This is a genomic window from Rathayibacter sp. SD072, assembly GCF_017355185.1.
Taxonomy (GTDB): Bacteria; Actinomycetota; Actinomycetes; order Actinomycetales; family Microbacteriaceae; genus Rathayibacter.
Genome location: NZ_JADILJ010000037.1, coordinates 21,824 through 38,989, shown reverse-complemented (window position 1 = coordinate 38,989; position 17,166 = coordinate 21,824). Strand labels below are relative to the sequence as shown.

Sequence of the window (17,166 nt, the reverse complement as noted above, 5' to 3'; positions counted from 1 at the left end):
GGTGCCGGACGGAGGAGGAGCACCGATCGGCGGGGGGGTCACCGTCGTGGTGCTGGCCGGGACAGGTGCCGTCGAGGCGGGGGCCGGCGGTACGGCGACGGTCGGGGGCGAGACGACGGTCGGCGGCGATGCGACCGTCGGGGGCGACGGCGGCACGGCGTCCTCGCCGGAGTCAGCCCGCGCTACGGGGCTCGCGGGGGCGGCGAAGCCCTGCTCGCCCGGGGTCGGGCCGGGAGGGACCAGCGCCGCCACCGCGATCCCGGCGACCAGCAGCACTCCCGCCGCAGCGATCGCCGCGACGAGGGAGGCGCTGCCGGTCGTCACCGCGCCCGCCGCCGCTCCGCCTGTCGTGCCCGCGGCCGCTCCGCCCGTCGTGCCCGCGACCGGTGCCCCGCCGGCCCCGCCCGCCGCGGCGTAGGCGGTCGCGCCGCCGACCCCGGCCACGAGCGGCAGCAGCGCCACCGCCAGACGCGCGCTCGCCCCGGCCGCCTCGGCGAGGGCGCCACGGCACGACGGGCACTCCTCGAGGTGGGCGTCCGCGCGCCGACGGTCGCGGAGCGCGAGGCGCCCGCGGGTGTGGGCCCCGGCCTGCTGGAGCACCCAGCGGCACTCGCCCTCCGCCGCCGTGACGCTGACGTGCTGCTGGATCCACTCCCCGCGCAGCCCCTCCCGGGCGCGGTGGCCGAGTGCGGCGACTCCGTTGGGCCGCAGACCGAGCAGCGGGGCGGCCTCGGCGGGCGTCATCCCCTCGACGGCGGTGTACCAGAGCACCTCCTGCCAGCGCGCCGGCAGGGCGCGGAACGCGCGGATGCCGAGGTCGCGGTCGAGCGCGGCGAGTGCGAGCTCCTCCGGGCCGTCGTCATCGGCGGCGACCCCGCCGATCGCGTCCAGCGGCTGCTCGCGCCCGCTGCGCCGCCCCCCTGTCGCGGCGGCGTTGCGGACGGCGGTGAACAGGTACGGGCGGAACGCCCCCTCCGGACCGCCGCCCTTCGCGATCGCGTCGAGAGTGCGCAGGAACGCCTCCGACACGAGGTCGTCGGCGTCGAGCGAGGACCAGGCCCGGGCGAGGGAGCGCGCCGCCGACGCGTGGCGCCGCCACAGCTCGGCCGAGGCGGCCGCATCTCCCTCGCGCACGAGGGCGATCAGATCGGCATCGCCCGGAGCCGCCGACGCTCGCGCGGTCCTGCGGCGGGGAGAGGGCTGCGCCCGGTGCGTGCTCGCCACAGCGCCCTCCTCCGCTCGTCGACCGCACGATCCTGGCACAGAGCCGAGGGATGCTCGCGCGCGGGCGCGACCTGTCGGACGGCGCTCGCGTTGCTACACTGGCCGCGTCGCGACTGGCGTTCGGATGGGTGACCATCAGGGAGCGGCACCTCCTCCGGGTTCGCCCCCGGACACTTTTCCCGCCGCACGCCTGGGCTGGAACGGATACCGTAGTCCGGGTCGCCCGTACGCGCCGAGTCGCCTCGATGCGCCGGTGCGGGCACCCTCCGTTTCCCAGTCAAGGAGCGTCCGTGTCCACTTCCCCCGCCCAGAGCCAGACCTCGAGCACCGGAGCGTCGGCGTCGTTCGACCAGCCCGTCTCGGTCGTCGATCCCGAGATCGCCGCCGTCCTGCAGCAGGAGCTCGACCGCCAGCGCGGCTACCTCGAGATGATCGCGAGCGAGAACTTCGTGCCGCGCGCGATCCTCGAGTCGCAGGGCTCGGTCCTGACCAACAAGTACGCCGAGGGCTACCCTGGCCGCCGCTACTACGGCGGCTGCGAGTTCGTCGACGTCGCCGAGCAGCTCGCGATCGACCGCGCCAAGGCCTTGTTCGGCGCCGAGTTCGCGAACGTCCAGCCCCACTCCGGAGCCACCGCGAACGCGGCCGCGCTCGCCGCGCTGATCCAGCCCGGCGACACGATCCTCGGTCTCGAGCTCGCCCACGGCGGCCACCTGACGCACGGCATGAAGCTCAACTTCTCGGGCAAGCTCTACAACGCGACCGCCTACGGCGTCGACCCGCAGTCGTTCCGCATCGACATGGACGTCGTCCGCGAGAAGGCGCTCGAGGTCCGCCCGCAGGTGCTCATCGCCGGCTGGTCGGCCTACCCCCGCCACCTCGACTTCGAGGCGTTCCGCGCCATCGCCGACGAGGTCGGCGCGAAGCTCTGGGTCGACATGGCGCACTTCGCCGGTCTCGTCGCCGCCGGGCTGCACCCGTCGCCCGTCCCGCACGCCGACGTCGTCACCACCACCGTGCACAAGACGCTCGCCGGTCCGCGCTCGGGTCTCATCCTGTCCAAGCAGGAGTACGCCAAGAAGCTCAACTCGGCCGTGTTCCCCGGCCAGCAGGGCGGTCCGCTCATGCACGTCATCGCGGCGAAGGCCACGGCCTTCAAGCTCGCGGGCGAGGCGGAGTTCGCCGAGCGCCAGGCGCGGACCATCCGCGGCGCGCAGATCCTCGCCGAGCGCCTCACCGCGCCCGACGCGAAGGCCGAGGGCATCGACGTGCTCACCGGCGGCACCGACGTGCACCTCGTGCTCGCCGACCTGCGCAACTCGCCGCTCGACGGCCAGCAGGCCGAGGACCGCCTCCACGAGGTCGGCATCACGGTGAACCGCAACGCGGTGCCGTTCGACCCGCGTCCGCCCATGGTCACCTCGGGGCTCCGGATCGGCACGCCCGCGCTCGCCACGCGCGGCTTCGGTGAGAACGAGTTCGCCGAGGTCGCCGACGTCATCGCCGAGGCGCTCAAGCCCGCCGCCGACCTGCAGGCGCTGCGGGCGCGCGTCGGTCGTCTCACCGACGACTTCCCGCTCTACCCCGGGCTCTGAGCCCGTGATCCGCGGAGTCCCGGCACCGGGCTCCGCGGATCCCGATCGAGCCCGTCGGGCTCATCCCGCGCCACGGTCGGCGGAGGCGTCCCCCGCCTCCGCCGTGCCCGGGCGCACCGGTCGAACACGAGGAGTGACGAGATGACGGCACAGGTACTCGACGGAGTCGCCACGGCGGCGGCGGTCAAGGCCGAGATCGCGGTGCGCGTGGCCGCACTGCGCGAGAAGGGCGTCGTGCCCGGGCTCGGCACGCTCCTGGTCGGCGACGACCCCGCGTCCCGCTCCTACGTCGCCGGCAAGCACCGCGACTGCGCGGAGGTGGGGATCGAGTCGATCCGCGTCGACCTGCCCGCGACGGCCTCCGCCGCGGACATCCGCAGCGCCATCCGCCAGCTCAACGAGTCCGACGCGGTGACCGGCTACATCATCCAGCTGCCGCTGCCGAAGGGCATCGACGAGAACGCGATGCTCGAGCTCATGGACCCGGACAAGGACGCCGACGGCCTGCACCCGACGAACCTGGGCCGACTGGTCCTCGGCGTCGAGGGCGAGCTCGACAGCCCGCTGCCCTGCACGCCCGCCGGTGTCGTCGAGATGCTGCAGCGCCACGACATCCCGCTGTCGGGCAGGCACGTCGTCGTGGTGGGACGCGGACTCACCGTCGGCCGTCCGCTGGGCCTCCTGCTCACCCGCAAGGGCCTCGACGCGACGGTCACCCTCACGCACTCCCGCACGACGGACCTCGCCGAGGAGGTGCGCCGCGCCGACATCGTGGTCGCCGCGGTGGGCGTCCCCGGTCTCATCGCCGCCGACTGGGTGAAGCCCGGCGCGGCCGTGCTGGACGTGGGCATCACCCGCGTCGAGAACCCCGAGACGGGCAAGGCGAAGCTCACCGGCGACGTCGCCCCCGGCGTCGCCGAGGTCGCGGGCTGGCTCTCACCGGTCCCCGGAGGAGTGGGGCCGATGACCCGCGCCATGCTGATCCACAACGTGGTCACGGCCGCGGAGCGCGCCGCCCGCTGACCGGCGCGACGGCCCGGAACCGCACCGCGGCCCCCGGCGCGAGCTGCGCCAGGAGGTCGAGTGCTCCGGAGTCGACGACCGCGACGACGGGGTAGCCGCCCGTGACCGGGTGGTCCGGTCCGAAGACGACCGGAAGCCCGGACGGCGGCAGCTGCACCGAGCCGTGCAGCATTCCCTCGCTCGGCAGCTCGCCGCCTCCGGCGGTCGCGAGCGGCATCCCGGTCAGCCGGAGCCCGACGCGGTCGGCGGCGGAGCCCACCCGCCAGGGCGTCTCGAGCAGGGCCCGCCAGGTCCCCGGCGGGACGCGATCCAGGCGCGGCCCCGGATGCACGTCCAGCACCGCGTCCCGGCCGGGCGCGTCGAACGGCCACCAGTCCAGCGGGGCGACGGGTCCCGCCGAGGGTCCCACCCCGAGCACGTCTCCCGCGCCGACGGGCTCCGGACCCAGCCCCGCGAGCGTGTCGCGCGAGCGGGAGCCGAGCACCTGCGGCACGTCGACCCCGCCCCGCACCGTCAGCGTGCGGCGGACCCCCGCCCGGAGGGGACCCAGCCGCAGCACGCCGCCGGCCGGGAGCAGCACCGGCAGCACCCGGTCGACGGTCCGTCCATCGATCGAGGCGGCTCCGTCCGCGCCGGTCAGGCTGATCCAGACGTCACGGTCGGCGCTCGCCGTGAAGCCCGCGCCGAGCAGCTCGAGCCCGGCGGCGTCGACGGGGTTGCCCAGCAGCCGGTTCCCGAGCCGCAGAGCGCCGGCGTCCATCGCGCCCGACCGGCCGACTCCGATCGCCGCGGACCCCGGCCGGCCGCGGTCCTCCACGAGCGCCAGGGCCCCCGGATCGAGGACGTGCAGGCTCACGGCACCTCCCGGAACCGGATCTCGTCTCCCGGTGCGAGCAGCGCGGCCGGCGACCGCTCGACGTCCCAGAGCGCGGCCGCGGTGGAGCCGAGCAGCTGCCAGCCGCCGGGGGAGGAGCGGGGGTAGACCCCGGAGTAGCGGCCCGCCACCGCGACCGACCCCGTCGGCACTGCGGTCCGGGGCTCTGCTCGGCGCGGCACCTCCGGCCACTCGCCGAGTGGGACCAGGTAGGCGAAGCCGGGCGCGAAGCCTCCGAACGCCGCACGCCACACGGTCGTCGTGTGCCGCTCCACCAGCTCGGCCGCACTCCACCCGAGGATCGCCGCTGTGCTTCCGAGATCGGTTCCGTCGTAGCGGACGTCGAGGGTGTGCACTCGACCGGCGGCGGCGGCCGCCGTGCCGGTGCTCGTGACCGCGGCGGTGGCGCGGACCCAGCGGGACGCCTCCGCGGGGGTCAGGACGTCGGGGTCGAGCACCACCAGCACGGTCCTCGTCGCGGGGACCAGGTCGACGACACCGGTCGGCCGCGAGCGCTCGAGAGCCGACGCGAGCGCGAGCGCCTCGTCCAGCCCCTCCAGCTCGACGAGCACGGCCCGGTCGCCGGAGGGCAGCAGCCGCGCCTCGATCACCGCACCGCGGGTGCCAGTGCGACGCCCGCCTCCGCGAGGGCCCGACGCACCGCGACGGCCGTGGCGAGAGCGCCGGGGGAGTCCCCGTGCACGCAGAGAGAGTCGACCTCCACGGCGAGGACGCCGCCGTCGCGATCGAGCACCGTGCCGTCCACGGCCATCCGCACGGCTCGCGCGGCGATGAGCTCCGGATCCTCCAGGAGGGCGCCCGCCTCGGCGCGCGGCACGAGGGTGCCGTCGGGGCGGTAGCCGCGGTCGACGAACGCTTCGCGGACGAAGGGAGAGCCGGCGACCGCGGCCGCGCGCTCGATGGCGGAGGAGGCGAGCCCGAGGATCGGCAGGCCGGGTGCGGCGTCGCGCACGGCGACGGCGACGGCCTCGGCCTGGACCTCGTCGTGCGCGATCCGGTTGTACAGGGCGCCGTGCGGCTTCACGTAGCGGACCCGGGTGCCGGCCGCCCGCGCCACGGCCTCCAGCGCGCCGATCTGGTAGACGACGTCGGCATGGAGCTCGTCGCGGCTCACCGGGATCTCGCGCCGTCCGAAGCCCGCGAGATCCCGGTAGGACACGTGAGCGCCCACCGCGACTCCCCGCTCGGCCGCGGTCCTGCAGCGGGCGAGCATGATCGACGGATCGCCCGCGTGGAAGCCGCAGGCGATGCTGGCGCTCGAGACGACCTGCAGGATCCCGTCGTCGTCGCCGAGTCGCCAGACGCCGAAGCCCTCGCCGAGATCCGCGTTGAGGTCGATCGCGCTGCGCATGCCCTCGAGCCTACGGTTCCCGTCCAGACGGACGAGAGTAGCGTTGTCGGGCGCGCTCGCGTCCCCCACCCCCGTCGGACCCGTCATCGAGTGCGCCCGCCCCACGAGGAGAACCCATGCGCACCGTATCCGCCTACGCCGCCCCGTCCGCCACCGAGCCGCTCATCCCGACCACCGTCGAGCGCCGCGACGTCGGCCCGCACGACGTCCTCATCGAGATCGCCTACTCCGGCATCTGCCACTCCGACATCCACACCGTGCGCGGCGAGTGGGGACCGGTCGCCTACCCGCTGACCGTCGGCCACGAGATCGTCGGCGTCGTCGCCGAGGTCGGCTCCGAGGTCTCGAAGCACTCCGTCGGCGACCGCGTCGGCGTCGGCTGCATGGTGAACTCCTGCCGCGAGTGCGAGAACTGCCTCGCGGGCGAGGAGCAGTACTGCCTGAAGGGCAACGTCGGCACCTACGCCGCGGTCGACCGCGACGGCACGATCACCCAGGGCGGCTACTCCACCCACGTCGTGGTCGTCGAGGACTTCGTGCTGCGCGTGCCGGAGTCGATCCCCTACGAGGCCGCCGCGCCGCTGCTGTGCGCCGGCATCACCACCTACTCGCCCCTGACGCACTGGAACGCCGGCCCCGGCAAGAAGGTCGCCGTCGTCGGACTCGGCGGCCTGGGCCACATGGCCGTGCAGTTCGCGCACGCGATGGGCGCCGAGGTCACCGTGCTCTCGCAGACCCTCGGCAAGAAGGACGACGGCCTGCGCCTGGGCGCCGACCACTACTACGCGACGAAGGACGAGGAGACGTTCTCGACCCTCGCGAACACCTTCGACATCATCCTGAACACCGTCAGCGCGCCGCTCGACCTCGACGCCTACCTCGGCATGCTGCGCCTGAACGGCACCATGGTCAACGTCGGCGCCCCGGCGGAGGCCCTGCCGCTGCACGTCTTCACGCTGTTCGGCGCCCGCCGCTCCTTCGCGGGCTCGGGCATCGGCGGCATCCGCGAGACCCAGGAGATGCTCGACTTCTGCGCCGAGAAGGGCATCGCGAGCGAGGTCGAGGTGATCCCGGCCTCCGAGATCAACGCGGCGTACGAGCGCGTGCTCTCCTCCGATGTGCGCTACCGCTTCGTCATCGACGTCGCGACCATGGCGGAGTAGTCCGCGCTAGCCTCGCGGCATGAGCGAACGGAGTCATCCCGCGGTCGACCGCGTCCTCGCCGATCTCGCCGTGCACGGAGTGCGTCCGCCCGTGCGCTGGCTCGACGAGGCCGCGTCGACGGCGGCCCTCGCGGCCGCGGCGCTCGGCATCGAGCCCGGCCAGATCGCGAACTCGCTGGTGTTCCTGCTCGACGAAAAGCCGCTGCTCGTCCTCACCAGCGGCGGTCACCGTGTCGACACGGGCTGGCTCGGAGGCGAACTGGGCGGCACGATCGGCCGGGCGAGCGCCTCGGTGGTCAAGGAGGCCACGGGCCAGACCATCGGAGGCGTCGCACCGGTCGGTCATCCGCTCCGGCTGCGCACCGTGGTCGACGAGGCCCTCGCCGACTTCGACACGGTGTGGGCGGCGGCGGGGCACGCGCACACGGTCTACCCCACGAGCGCCTCGGAGCTCGTGCGGGTCACCGGGGGAGTGCTGCGAGCGGTCGTCCCGCCCGCCTGACCGGCGCCGTCCGGCAGAAGGAGCCGGCACCCGTCCGGCCGCTCGCGCGGTCCGGGGGGTGCCGGCTCCTCGTGGTCGTGCGGCGGCTCAGCGCACCCGGCCCGCGCCGTCGGCGGCGGTGACCAGGAAGAGCTCGGGCTCGCGGAAGCCCTTCTCGGCGAAGGCGGCGAGGACCGCGGCGCGGACCTCCTCCTCCTTCTCGACCGGCGTCAGCGCGATCGCGGAGCCGCCGAAGCCGCCGCCGGTCATGCGCGCGCCGATCGCGCCGGCGCCACGGGACGCCTCGACCGCCGTGTCGAGCTCGGGCACCGAGATCTCGAAGTCGTCCCGGAGCGAGACGTGTCCGGCGTCGAGCAGCCCGCCGATGGCCCGGGGGCCCTGCTCGCGGAGGGTGCGCACCGTCGAGAGGACGCGGGCGTCCTCGGTGACGACGTGCTTCACCCGGCGGTAGGTGACGTCGTCGAGGAGCTCCTCGGCGCGGGGGAGATCGTCGACCGAGAGCTCGCGGAGCGACTCCACCCCGAGGGTCGAGGCGCCGAGCTCGCACGAGGCGCGCCGCTCGGCGTAACCGCCCGTGGCGTGCGCGTGCTCGACGCGCGTGTCGATGACCAGAAGCACGAGTCCGGCCTCCTCGAAGCCGAGCGGGATCACCTCGGTGTCCAGGCTCCGGCAGTCCAGGAACACGGCCGCGTCGCGCTGCCCGAAGAGGGAGGCGGACTCGTCCATGATCCCGGTCGGGGCGCCGACGGCGACGTTCTCGGCACGGCGTCCGACGCGGGCGAGCGTCGCCTTGTCGAGGTCGAGCTCCCAGAGCTCGTTCAGCGCGACGGCCATCGCGCACATGAGCGCGGCCGAGCTCGACAGTCCCGCCCCCACGGGCACGTCGGAGTCGACGAACGCGTCGAAGCCCGAGCGGGTGCCGAGGTCGACGCCGTACTCCGTCAGCGCCCAGACGACGCCGAGCGGGTAGGCCGACCAGCCCGCGATCGCTCCCGGCGCGAGGTCGTCGAGCGGGATCTCGACGTGCTCGGGCGAGAAGGCGCTGGCGATGCGGATGACACGGTCCTCGCGCGGCGCGACGGCCATGGCGGTCGCGCGGTCGATGGCGAACGGGAACACGAAGCCGTCGTTGTAGTCGGTGTGCTCGCCGATCAGGTTCACCCGTCCGGGACCGGCCCAGACACCGACGGGCGGACGGCCGTACTCGCGCTCGAAGTCGCGGGCGGCGCGCTCGGCGACGGCGTCGAGCGAGGGGGAGGCGGTGGTCATCGGGTCTCCTCGGAGTCGGAGGGGGAGTCGGGGAGGGACGCGTCGGGCCGGGCGGAGACCTCGTCGGCCAGCGTCGCGGCGTCGGCGCGCTCGATGGCCGCGCGCAGGGCGGCGGCACTCGTCTCGGGCGGGATGTCGCCGATCCAGGCGCCCATGGCGGCCTCGCTGCCGGCGAGGTACTTGAGCTTGGTCTCGGCGCGGCGGGGGGAGGTGATCTGCAGCATCAGTCGCACCTCGTCGCGGCGCTCGTGCACCGGTGCCTGGTGCCAGGCGGCGATGTAGGGCGTCGGGGTGTCGTACAGGGCGTCGATGCCGCGGAGCAGGCGCTGGTAGACGACCGCGAGCTCGTCCCGCTCCTCGGGAGTCGTCTCGCTGATGTCGGCGACGTGACGGTGCGGCAGGAGGTGCACCTCGACGGGCCAGCGGGCGGCGAACGGCACGAACGCGGTGAAGTGCTCGCCGCGGATCAGCACGCGCTCGCCGGCCTGCTCGAAGGCGAGGATGTCGGCGAAGAGAGTGGGGCCGTAGGAGTCGAGCGACGCCAGCAGCCGCGTGGTGCGCGGGGTGACGTAGGGGTACGAGTAGATCTGGCCGTGCGGGTGGTGCAGCGTCACTCCGATCGCCTCGCCGCGGTTCTCGAACGGGAAGACCTGCTGCACGCCCGGCAGGGCGGACAGGGCGGCGACGCGGTCGGCCCACGCCTCGACGACGGTGCGGGCGCGCGAGGCCGAGAGGGTCGAGAACGACCCCTCGTGCTCGGGGCTGAAGCAGACGACCTCGCAGCGGCCGACGCTGGTCAGGGTGCGGCCGAGGCCGAGGGTGCGGAGGTCCTCGAGCGAGGCGGGAGCGTCGTCGTCCTCGAGCAGCGGCCCGAACGACGGCGAGCGGTTCTCGAAGACCGCCACGTCGTAGAGGCTGGGCACCTCGGAGGGGTTGGTCGGCGAGGCCGGGGCGAGCGGGTCGAGCTCGGCCGGTGGCAGGAACACGCGGTTCTGCCGGGAGGCGGCGATCGACACCCACTCCCCGGTGAGGACGTCCTGGCGCATGCGCGCGGTCGCGGGACGAGGATCGAGGTCGCGGGCGTCAGCGGCGCGCTCGGGCGCCAGCGTCGTGTCGGCGTCGTCGAAGTAGAGGAGCTCTCGCCCGTCGGCGAGGAGGTGCGGGCGCTTGACGACGCCGGCGGAGAGGGGGATCGCTTCGTTCATGGCGGGACCCAGACTAGAGGCGCTCCTTCGAAAAGGAAAGCACGGTTTCCCTTTGACAAGCGGCGCGCGGGCGGCGACCATGGCCGGATGAGAGCGGACGGCGAGCAGGACGGGCGGAGCGCCCTCGAGCGCCGCGTCCGCATGCGGCTCCTGGCCGAGGCGTCCGGCTTCGTCTCGGTCGCCGATCTCGCCGAGCGCCTGGGCGTCTCGGTCGTCACCGTGCGCTCCGACCTCGATCTGCTGACGGCCGAAGGCTCGCTGCAGCGGGTCAGGGGCGGCGCGATCCCGTCGGTCCACCGAGCGGGCGAGCGCTCGCTCGAGGAGGGGCTCGCGTCGGCGGCGGAGGAGAAGGCGGCGATCGGCCGCGAGGCCGCCGCCTCCGTCTCCTCCGGCGAGAGCGTGATCCTCGACGTCGGCACGACTCCGCTCGCCATCGCCCACGCCCTGGTGGCGCGGGAGGACCTGCGCGACGTCACGATCATCACCAACGGGCTCTCCACCGCCCTCGCGCTGGAGCCGGCGATCCCGCGGTTCACGGTCGTCGTGACCGGCGGCACCCTGCGCCCCCTGCAGCACTCGCTCGTCGAGCCCCTCGCCTCCGAGATGCTCGAGCGGATCCGCGCGGACACGGCCTTCGTGGGCTGCACCGGCGTGCATCCGGGTGCCGGAGTCACGAACGTGAACCTGCCCGAGGCGACTCTCAAGCGCCGGATGCTGGGGGCCGCCGCCCGCCGCGTCGTCGTGGCCGATTCGCGCAAGCTCGGCGTGATCGACCTCGGCCGCGTGGGCGGCGCCGCCGAGTTCGACCTCCTGCTCACCGGAGCGGGCGCCTCCGCGGGAGTCGTCGCCGAGCTCGAGGAGGCGGGGCTGGCCGTGACGCGCTGCGGCGGAGCCGGTGGCGACGCCGGGCGCTCCCTCCCTCACGTCAGTCCGTAGGATTCAGGCATGGCCGACTTCACTCCCGCCCCCGCGACCGGGCGCCAGTTCGCGCTCGACCTCACCGCCGAGGGCCGCACCCTGCACGCCGTCGTCACGGAGGTGGCCGCAGCGCTGCGCCACCTCTCCGTCGACGGCGTCGAGATCACCGCCGGATACCCCGAGACGATCGTCCCGCCGTTCGGGTCGGGGACCGTGCTGGTCCCGTGGCCGAACCGCGTCAGGGACGGGAAGTGGCACCACGCCGGGCGGACCCTCCAGCTCGACATCACCGAGCCGAAGTACCACAACGCCCTCCACGGGCTCCTGACCGCCACCTCCTACCGCCTCGTCGACCAGGGTCCCTCGTTCGTCGAGCTGGCCGCCCCGGTGGTCCCGCAGCGCGGCTGGCCCTTCCACCTCGAGACGAGCGTGCGCTACGAGCTGCAGGCCGACGGTCTGAGGGTCGTGCACCGCGTGGTCAACGTCGGAGCGGACGAGGCGCCGGTCGCGATCGGCACGCACCCCTTCCTGGCGATCGGCGACGTCCCGACCGACGAGCTCGAGCTCACGGTCGACGCGGCCGTGCACATCGAGGTCGACGAGCGCCTCAACCCCATCGGGCAGAGCCCCGTCGAGGGCACGGAGTGGGACCTCCGCCGCGGCCGCCGCGTGGGCGATCTCGAGCTGGACGACGCGTGGGCCGACGTCAGCGTCGTCGACGGCGAGAGCGTGCACGGGCTCCGCGCGGCCGACGGCCGCCGCGTGCTGCTCTGGGCCGACTCCTCGCACAACTACATCCAGGTGTTCATCACCCGGATCTTCCCCGAGGGCGACGACGTGAAGACCGCCATCGCCGTCGAGCCGATGACGGCGCCGGCCGAGGCCCTCAACTCCGGACAGGGCCTGCGCTGGCTCGAGCCGGGCGAGGAGTGGACCGTCGCGTGGGGCATCCGGCACGAGGGGTTCCCCACCGCCTCATGACGGTGAGCACCTCGACGGGACGCGACGACGCCGCCAAGCGCGCGGCGCTCGTCCGGATGAAGCGGATCGCGACCGGACTCCTGATCGCGATGGCGGTCGTCTTCGCCGTCTCGTTCGCCTTGCAGGACCGCTATCCGTGGCTGCAGTGGGTCCGCGCGGCGAGCGAGGGCGGCATGGTCGGGGCTCTGGCCGACTGGTTCGCGGTGACGGCCCTGTTCCGTCGGCCGCTCGGGCTCCCCATCCCGCACACGGCCATCATCGCGACCAAGAAGGACGAGATCGGCACGAGCCTCGCCCAGTTCGTGGAGGAGAACTTCCTGCGCGGGGCGATCGTGCGCGAGAAGCTCGACTCGTTCGGCATCGCCCGGCGCGCCGGGGTCTGGCTCGCCGAGCCGGTGAACGCGCACCGCGTGGGCGACGAGAGCGCCGCCGCCGTCCGCGCGGCGATCGCGCTGCTCGACGACTCGCACGTGCAGGGCGTCATCGAGTCGCTCGCCCGCCGCCATCTCCTGGACCCGCAGTGGGGCCCGCCCCTGGGCAAGCTCGTCGGCGGCATCGTCGAGGCGGGTCACCACCGGCGCCTCGTCGACACGCTCGTCGAGCAGGCGGAGGCGTGGCTCGCCGCGAATCCGCAGAGCTTCACCCGCATGGTCAGCGGCAGGCTGCCCGCATGGCTGCCGTCGGGGGTCAGCCGGGCGATCGACGAGCGCCTGTACCACGAGGCCCTCGTCTTCGTGCACGCGGTGCGGGAGGAGCAGGCGCATCCGCTGCGCCGGGCGATCGACGGCTACCTCGAGACGCTGGCCGTCGACCTCGGCACCGATCCCGACCTCGTCGCCCGCGTCGAGGAGATCAAGAACCAGGCCTTCGACAGTCCTCGGGTCCGCGAGCTCGCGGGCGACGTCTGGGAGTCGACGAAGTCCTCGCTCCTGGGAGCGATGGACGATCCCGAGAGCCCGCTGCGCGCGAATCTCGAGTCCATCGTCGTCGATCTCGGCCGCCGGCTCTCGACCGACGAGCGCCTCGCCGGAACGGTCGACGCGTGGGTCGGCACTGTCGCGTCGAACCTCGTCGACCGCTACCGTGCGGACATCGCGAGCATCATCGGCGACACGATCCAGCGCTGGGACCCGCGCGAGACCTCCGACAAGCTGGAGCTGCAGGTGGGCAAGGACCTCCAGTTCATCCGGATCAACGGCACGGTCGTCGGCGCGCTCGCAGGCCTCGTCATCTTCACCGTCGCGCACGCCCTCCTCGGCTCCTGACCGGGCGGCGGTTCCTGGGAGAAGGGCGGTGTCCCGGGGAGCGGCGTCCGCCGCTCCGCAAGCCCTCGCCGGTGTCGGTGGTCGCGCGTACCGTCGCAGCATGAGCGACAACGACACCACCGGATCCGACATCAAGACCGAGGGCGACGTCCTCGGCGCCCGCGCCGACGACGGCAGCGACACCAGCGCCAGCAAGGACCCGTCCGACTGGGTGACCGGCGACGAGCCCATGACCGGCCCGCAGCGCAGCTACCTCGACACCCTCGCGCGCGAGGCGGGCGAGACCCTCCCCGCCGATCTGACCAAGGCGCAGGCGTCCGAGCACATCGACCGCCTGCAGTCCTCGACCGGTCGCGGCGAGTCCACGAACGGGCACGACTGAGCCGACCCGGCGCAGCAGGGGAGTCGCGCGGCGGTGAGCAATGATGCCGCCGCGCGCCCCCGTGCGGGGTGCGGCGAGGCCGTCCGGCGCTCCCTAGTGTTCCGGCATGGCGATCTCTCGCACCACGCGGACGGCCCTCGATCTCATCGACGCGATCCGCGTTCCGGGGGCCATCGACCCGCGGCTGGCGAGACAGGTCGCGACCTCGCTCCGGCTCCTGCTCGAAGCGGGCACCTTCGGGCCGAGCGAACGCGCGGTGCGCCGCCGGGCGCGGCGACTCCGGCGTCGTCCACTGATCCACTGAGGGCCTCCCGTCGCGCCTCCTGCAGAGAGCGCCGCCGGTCCGACCCCGTGTGAGCGCTTCGGGGGCAGACACGCGGCTCCGCGCGGATTAGAGTCGTGCCATCCGGTCCGCCGGACGCCCGCGGAGGAGCCCCCCGACGATCTCGTCGTCGGAGCGACGCACCGCCGCCGTCCGCTCGCCACGGCGAGCGACCCGCCACTGCCGACGCACTGCGCCGACGCCGTCTCGATGAGGAGACCGTCATGTCGATCCGCTCCACCGTCCTCGCCCTCGCCTCCGTCGTCGCCCTCGCCGGCGCCGCGGCGGCTCCCGCCCTCGCCGACCACAACGCCGGCGCCAACCTCGACGACCACGCCTCGAGCGACATCTCGTCGAACGGCACCTGCTACTACGGTGCGCTGCTCGCCGGGGCCCCCGACCGCAACCTCCGCACCACGAGCTACCGCTTCGTCCGCAGCGGGAACTCGCTGACGCTGGTGTGCTCGTACACCGGCATCCCCTCGTTCATCCCGGAGGCCGAGAACGGCAACGGCGACTGGTACGCGCCGACGAAGCCCGTCCGCTTCGTCGCCGAGAGCGCGTGCCTGCCGCCCGGAGTCGATTCCGCGGGCGAGCTCTATCCCGACGATCCCGACCGCTCGGTCGACCGCGTCGACGCGAACACGCTCTGGTACCGGTCGACCATGACCATGGTCTGCTTCTGGGCGGACGACCCGACGCGCTGACCGACCGGAGGGGCGACCGGCCGGTCGCCTCTCCGCGCTCCGATCGTGATCGAAGCGCTCCCTCCGCACCAACCGCGTCCCTCCTCCGGGGGCGTAGGCTCCCGACAGGTGCTCCCACCGCCGTCGCACCGCCGCGACGACGGCAGGGTCCCCAGTGAGGACGACGATGTCTCAGCGGACCGCATCCCGCAGCTCTGTCAGTGTTCGACTCGTCCGGTGGTACCGGACCGACGACGGCTGGCGCTCGCAGGTCGTGCACGGCCGGCTGCTCGAGCACCAGGGCGGCGTCTGGCGCCTGCTCGACGGCGACGAGCTGACCGAGTACCCCGACTCGATCTGGGCGCTCTGCCACGAGTAGGGCGCAGGATCAGTCCTGGTCGCGGCCCAGCAGGGCCCACTCGTCGTACTCGTCGCCGGCGTCCGGCTGATCCTCGGCCGCGACGTGCTCGATCCGCGGCTCCAAAGCGCGCCTGCGCTCCGTGAGGTCGGCGAGCGCCTCGGCGTCGGCCTCCGGATCCTCCGGGGCGTCGTCCTCGACGAGGAGCAGCTGGCTCGCAGGACCGATGAGCAGCTCCGCCTGCTCCGGGTCGCCGTCGAGGGACCTGCCCGTGATGCGGACGGTGTCGGCGATGCCCCGGAGTCCGAGCTCACGGGCGTAGGCGAGGATCTCCTGTGCCACGGCGTCCCCCACGAGGAGTGCACCACCGGCATAGTGAAGGCGCTTCATGCGTTCCATCGTCGCTGCGGCTCCGGAGGTGTGCAGGGGGATTCCGTTCCCCCGCCGAGATCGCTAGCGCCCCGACGAAGGCCCCCACGATCGGGGGGCTGCCCCAGGACGGCACGCCGTGTCCAGCCCGACGGACCGATTCGGCACCCCTGGGAAAATCGTTCCATGGGTCAGCTCATCTACGCCTCCTCCGACGTCTACGAGTTCGAGGACCGCGTGCTGGCGCACGTCCAGGCCGTCGTCGGTCGCAAGCTCCGCCGACAGGAGACCTTCTACCTGAGCTGGGTGAAGCCCGTCGAGAGCGGCTCCGGACGCGTCACGATCTGGATCTCGCCCCACATCCCGCTGCAGTTCCACTTCGTCGGCGGACGCCCGCCGCGCCTGAACGACCTCTGGCTCCGGGAGATGCTCGCGACGGCCCACGGCGACCGCGGCGTCGTCGTGACCCGCGAGCCCGAGTCGAGCGCCGTGCCGGAGCCGCCGAGGCCGTAGCGGCCGGCCTCGGTGCGGCGGCGGTCCCGGACGGCGGGGGAGGGAGTGGGCCCCGTCGGGCTCGAACCGACGACCCGCGGATTAAAAGTCCGCTGCTCTGCCAACTGAGCTAGAGGCCCGCGGGTCCCAGGGTAGCGCGCCCGCGGAGACCCGGGAGCGGGGGCCCGCGGGCGTGCGGGAGCGCAGGTCGAGGGGCATACTCGGGCACCCGGGGGCGTTACCCTCACCGAACCCCTCCACCACCGGACGGACGCGCGCGTCCGCCCACCGACCGCGGAAGGCGGCCCCATGACAGACGGCTTCCACAAGCCGACCAAGTTCCCCTCCCACGTCTTCGAGGCGTTCCAGGGAGGAGAGGACCCGGCGCAGATCAGCCGCGTCGCCCATGAGACGGCCATCGCGCTCCTCAGCCGCGTCCGGAACGATCCCGACCCGGTGATCATCGACCGCCTCGTCGAGTACACCGATCACAACGGCATCGACGCCCTCGCCGAGCTCTGGGCGCGCTCGAGCGCGGCCAGCCTCCCGGGCGCGCTCTGGCGCATCTACCTGCTGCGCCTCGTCATCCGGCAGGACCCCGACAGCACGAGCTTCCTGTACCAGCGGGGCGTGGAGCTGTCGTCCACGATCGATCCGGTGGTCGCCGGAGCCAGCACGCCGACCGGCCCGGCCGAGATCACCGAGCTCGCGGATCGCATCCTGCGCGGGGTGTTCGACGGCGACTTCGCCGTGGCGCTGGATCGCGCGGCCGCCTTCTGCCGCGTGAGCGCCTCCGGAGCCGCCTCGGTCGCCGACGACGTCGAGCTGATCGACGGACCGCGGGCGAGCGAGCTCACCACCCGCGCACTGCGACTCTCGACCACCGCCGCCGAGCTCGTCAGCTGCGCGCGCCTCTGGCGCAGTGACTCGCTCGAGTAGCCCGCACTCGGCCGCCGCCGGCCGCAACCCCGTTCACCGCCCGCGAACGCGCCTCGCGAGCACCCCGGGGGCAGTGGTTACACTGGGTACGGCCGGATCGCAGTAACCCCGGGCTCCACTTATAGCCGCTTCGAGCGGCCTCGCGCCGAGAGGCGTTCCTGCGGTCCGGCCCCTTCTCCCCGCTCGTGAGCGAGGAAGCGAGGGCCCGGTGACGGGCGGCCGGAGAC

20 protein-coding genes and 1 tRNA gene are annotated in these 17,166 nt (G+C 73.7%); 13 read left to right on the top strand and 8 right to left on the bottom strand.

Translation table 11 applies throughout. The features are described from left to right. A partial coding sequence (locus IOC53_RS14010; RefSeq protein WP_207406620.1) for an RNA polymerase sigma factor occupies positions 1 to 1,224 on the bottom strand: 1,224 nt, incomplete at its 3' end. Positions 1,225 to 1,514: 290 nt separating this feature from the next. Here IOC53_RS14010 and glyA point away from each other — a divergent pair. Beyond that, the gene (gene glyA / locus IOC53_RS14005) at positions 1,515 to 2,819 is read left to right on the top strand and encodes a serine hydroxymethyltransferase (RefSeq protein WP_307786205.1); all 1,305 of its coding nucleotides are present in this window, start codon (positions 1,515 to 1,517) and stop codon (positions 2,817 to 2,819) included. A gap of 141 nt (positions 2,820 to 2,960) precedes the next feature. Then, positions 2,961 to 3,842, top strand: a complete 882-nt coding sequence (locus IOC53_RS14000) for a bifunctional methylenetetrahydrofolate dehydrogenase/methenyltetrahydrofolate cyclohydrolase (protein ID WP_207406616.1) — start codon at positions 2,961 to 2,963, stop codon at positions 3,840 to 3,842. On the opposite strand, the gene IOC53_RS13995 is transcribed toward IOC53_RS14000, so the two are convergent. From IOC53_RS13995 to IOC53_RS13985, 3 genes are read right to left on the bottom strand one after another with little or no spacing between them, the layout of a single operon-like run. Then, positions 3,814 to 4,698 (bottom strand): biotin-dependent carboxyltransferase family protein, encoded by an 885-nt coding sequence (locus IOC53_RS13995; protein ID WP_307786204.1) that lies wholly within the window; start codon positions 4,696 to 4,698, stop codon positions 3,814 to 3,816. The genes IOC53_RS14000 and IOC53_RS13995 overlap by 29 nt on opposite strands. Further along, positions 4,695 to 5,327 (bottom strand): allophanate hydrolase subunit 1, encoded by a 633-nt coding sequence (locus tag IOC53_RS13990; protein ID WP_307786203.1) that lies wholly within the window; start codon positions 5,325 to 5,327, stop codon positions 4,695 to 4,697. Before IOC53_RS13990 ends, IOC53_RS13995 begins: the two co-directional genes overlap by 4 nt. Beyond that, a complete protein-coding gene (locus IOC53_RS13985) occupies positions 5,324 to 6,088 on the bottom strand; it encodes a LamB/YcsF family protein (protein ID WP_207406615.1) in 765 nt (254 codons plus the stop codon). Before IOC53_RS13985 ends, IOC53_RS13990 begins: the two co-directional genes overlap by 4 nt. 116 nt (positions 6,089 to 6,204) lie before the next feature. Here IOC53_RS13985 and IOC53_RS13980 point away from each other — a divergent pair, with 116 nt between their 5' ends. Together IOC53_RS13980 and IOC53_RS13975 are read left to right on the top strand one after the other, a co-directional pair. Beyond that, positions 6,205 to 7,251 (top strand): NAD(P)-dependent alcohol dehydrogenase, encoded by a 1,047-nt coding sequence (locus IOC53_RS13980; protein ID WP_207406614.1) that lies wholly within the window; start codon positions 6,205 to 6,207, stop codon positions 7,249 to 7,251. 19 nt (positions 7,252 to 7,270) lie between these two features. Further along, positions 7,271 to 7,753, top strand: a complete 483-nt coding sequence (locus IOC53_RS13975; RefSeq protein WP_207406613.1) for a YbaK/EbsC family protein — start codon at positions 7,271 to 7,273, stop codon at positions 7,751 to 7,753. An 87-nt stretch (positions 7,754 to 7,840) separates the two neighbouring features. Here the strand turns inward: IOC53_RS13975 and galK are convergent, their stop codons facing one another. Together galK and galT are read right to left on the bottom strand one after the other, a co-directional pair. Then, positions 7,841 to 9,022 carry a galactokinase gene (galK, locus tag IOC53_RS13970; protein WP_207406612.1) on the bottom strand — a complete coding sequence of 394 codons (1,182 nt, stop codon included), beginning with the start codon at positions 9,020 to 9,022 and terminating at the stop codon, positions 7,841 to 7,843. Beyond that, positions 9,019 to 10,227 carry a galactose-1-phosphate uridylyltransferase gene (gene galT / locus IOC53_RS13965; RefSeq protein ID WP_207406611.1) on the bottom strand — a complete coding sequence of 403 codons (1,209 nt, stop codon included), beginning with the start codon at positions 10,225 to 10,227 and terminating at the stop codon, positions 9,019 to 9,021. Before galT ends, galK begins: the two co-directional genes overlap by 4 nt. 87 nt (positions 10,228 to 10,314) lie before the next feature. Between galT and IOC53_RS13960 the strand changes: the two genes are divergently transcribed. From IOC53_RS13960 to IOC53_RS13930, 7 genes are all read left to right on the top strand, one after another. Next, positions 10,315 to 11,163 carry a DeoR/GlpR family DNA-binding transcription regulator gene (locus IOC53_RS13960; protein WP_242683340.1) on the top strand — a complete coding sequence of 283 codons (849 nt, stop codon included), beginning with the start codon at positions 10,315 to 10,317 and terminating at the stop codon, positions 11,161 to 11,163. A gap of 9 nt (positions 11,164 to 11,172) precedes the next feature. Beyond that, positions 11,173 to 12,126: an aldose 1-epimerase family protein gene (locus tag IOC53_RS13955; RefSeq protein ID WP_207406610.1), complete on the top strand. Its 954-nt coding sequence runs from the start codon at positions 11,173 to 11,175 to the stop codon at positions 12,124 to 12,126. Beyond that, positions 12,123 to 13,391: a DUF445 domain-containing protein gene (locus IOC53_RS13950; RefSeq protein ID WP_207406609.1), complete on the top strand. Its 1,269-nt coding sequence runs from the start codon at positions 12,123 to 12,125 to the stop codon at positions 13,389 to 13,391. Before IOC53_RS13955 ends, IOC53_RS13950 begins: the two co-directional genes overlap by 4 nt. Before the next feature lie 100 nt (positions 13,392 to 13,491). Beyond that, positions 13,492 to 13,773, top strand: a complete 282-nt coding sequence (locus tag IOC53_RS13945; protein ID WP_207406607.1) for a DUF3072 domain-containing protein — start codon at positions 13,492 to 13,494, stop codon at positions 13,771 to 13,773. Positions 13,774 to 13,879: 106 nt separating this feature from the next. Continuing rightward, positions 13,880 to 14,077, top strand: coding sequence for a hypothetical protein (locus IOC53_RS13940; RefSeq protein WP_207406605.1), 198 nt, complete (start codon positions 13,880 to 13,882; stop codon positions 14,075 to 14,077). 242 nt (positions 14,078 to 14,319) lie between these two features. After that, on the top strand, positions 14,320 to 14,802 hold the full coding sequence (locus tag IOC53_RS13935; RefSeq protein ID WP_207406603.1) for a hypothetical protein: 483 nt from the start codon (positions 14,320 to 14,322) through the stop codon (positions 14,800 to 14,802). A gap of 166 nt (positions 14,803 to 14,968) precedes the next feature. Further along, entirely contained in the window at positions 14,969 to 15,160 is a 192-nt protein-coding gene (locus IOC53_RS13930; protein WP_207406602.1) for a hypothetical protein, read from the top strand. Positions 15,161 to 15,169: 9 nt separating this feature from the next. Here the strand turns inward: IOC53_RS13930 and IOC53_RS13925 are convergent, their stop codons facing one another. Further along, positions 15,170 to 15,529 carry a hypothetical protein gene (locus IOC53_RS13925; protein WP_207406600.1) on the bottom strand — a complete coding sequence of 120 codons (360 nt, stop codon included), beginning with the start codon at positions 15,527 to 15,529 and terminating at the stop codon, positions 15,170 to 15,172. Between the two features lie 165 nt (positions 15,530 to 15,694). Here IOC53_RS13925 and IOC53_RS13920 point away from each other — a divergent pair, with 165 nt between their 5' ends. Next, positions 15,695 to 16,021: a hypothetical protein gene (locus IOC53_RS13920; RefSeq protein ID WP_207406597.1), complete on the top strand. Its 327-nt coding sequence runs from the start codon at positions 15,695 to 15,697 to the stop codon at positions 16,019 to 16,021. Positions 16,022 to 16,067: 46 nt separating this feature from the next. Here IOC53_RS13920 and IOC53_RS13915 read toward each other — a convergent pair. Then, positions 16,068 to 16,140 (bottom strand) — tRNA-Lys (locus IOC53_RS13915). Positions 16,141 to 16,309: 169 nt separating this feature from the next. On the opposite strand from IOC53_RS13915, the gene IOC53_RS13910 reads away from it, so the two are divergent. Further along, a complete protein-coding gene (locus IOC53_RS13910) occupies positions 16,310 to 16,939 on the top strand; it encodes a DNA-directed RNA polymerase subunit beta (RefSeq protein ID WP_207406595.1) in 630 nt (209 codons plus the stop codon). The last annotated feature ends 227 nt before the right edge of the window (positions 16,940 to 17,166 follow it).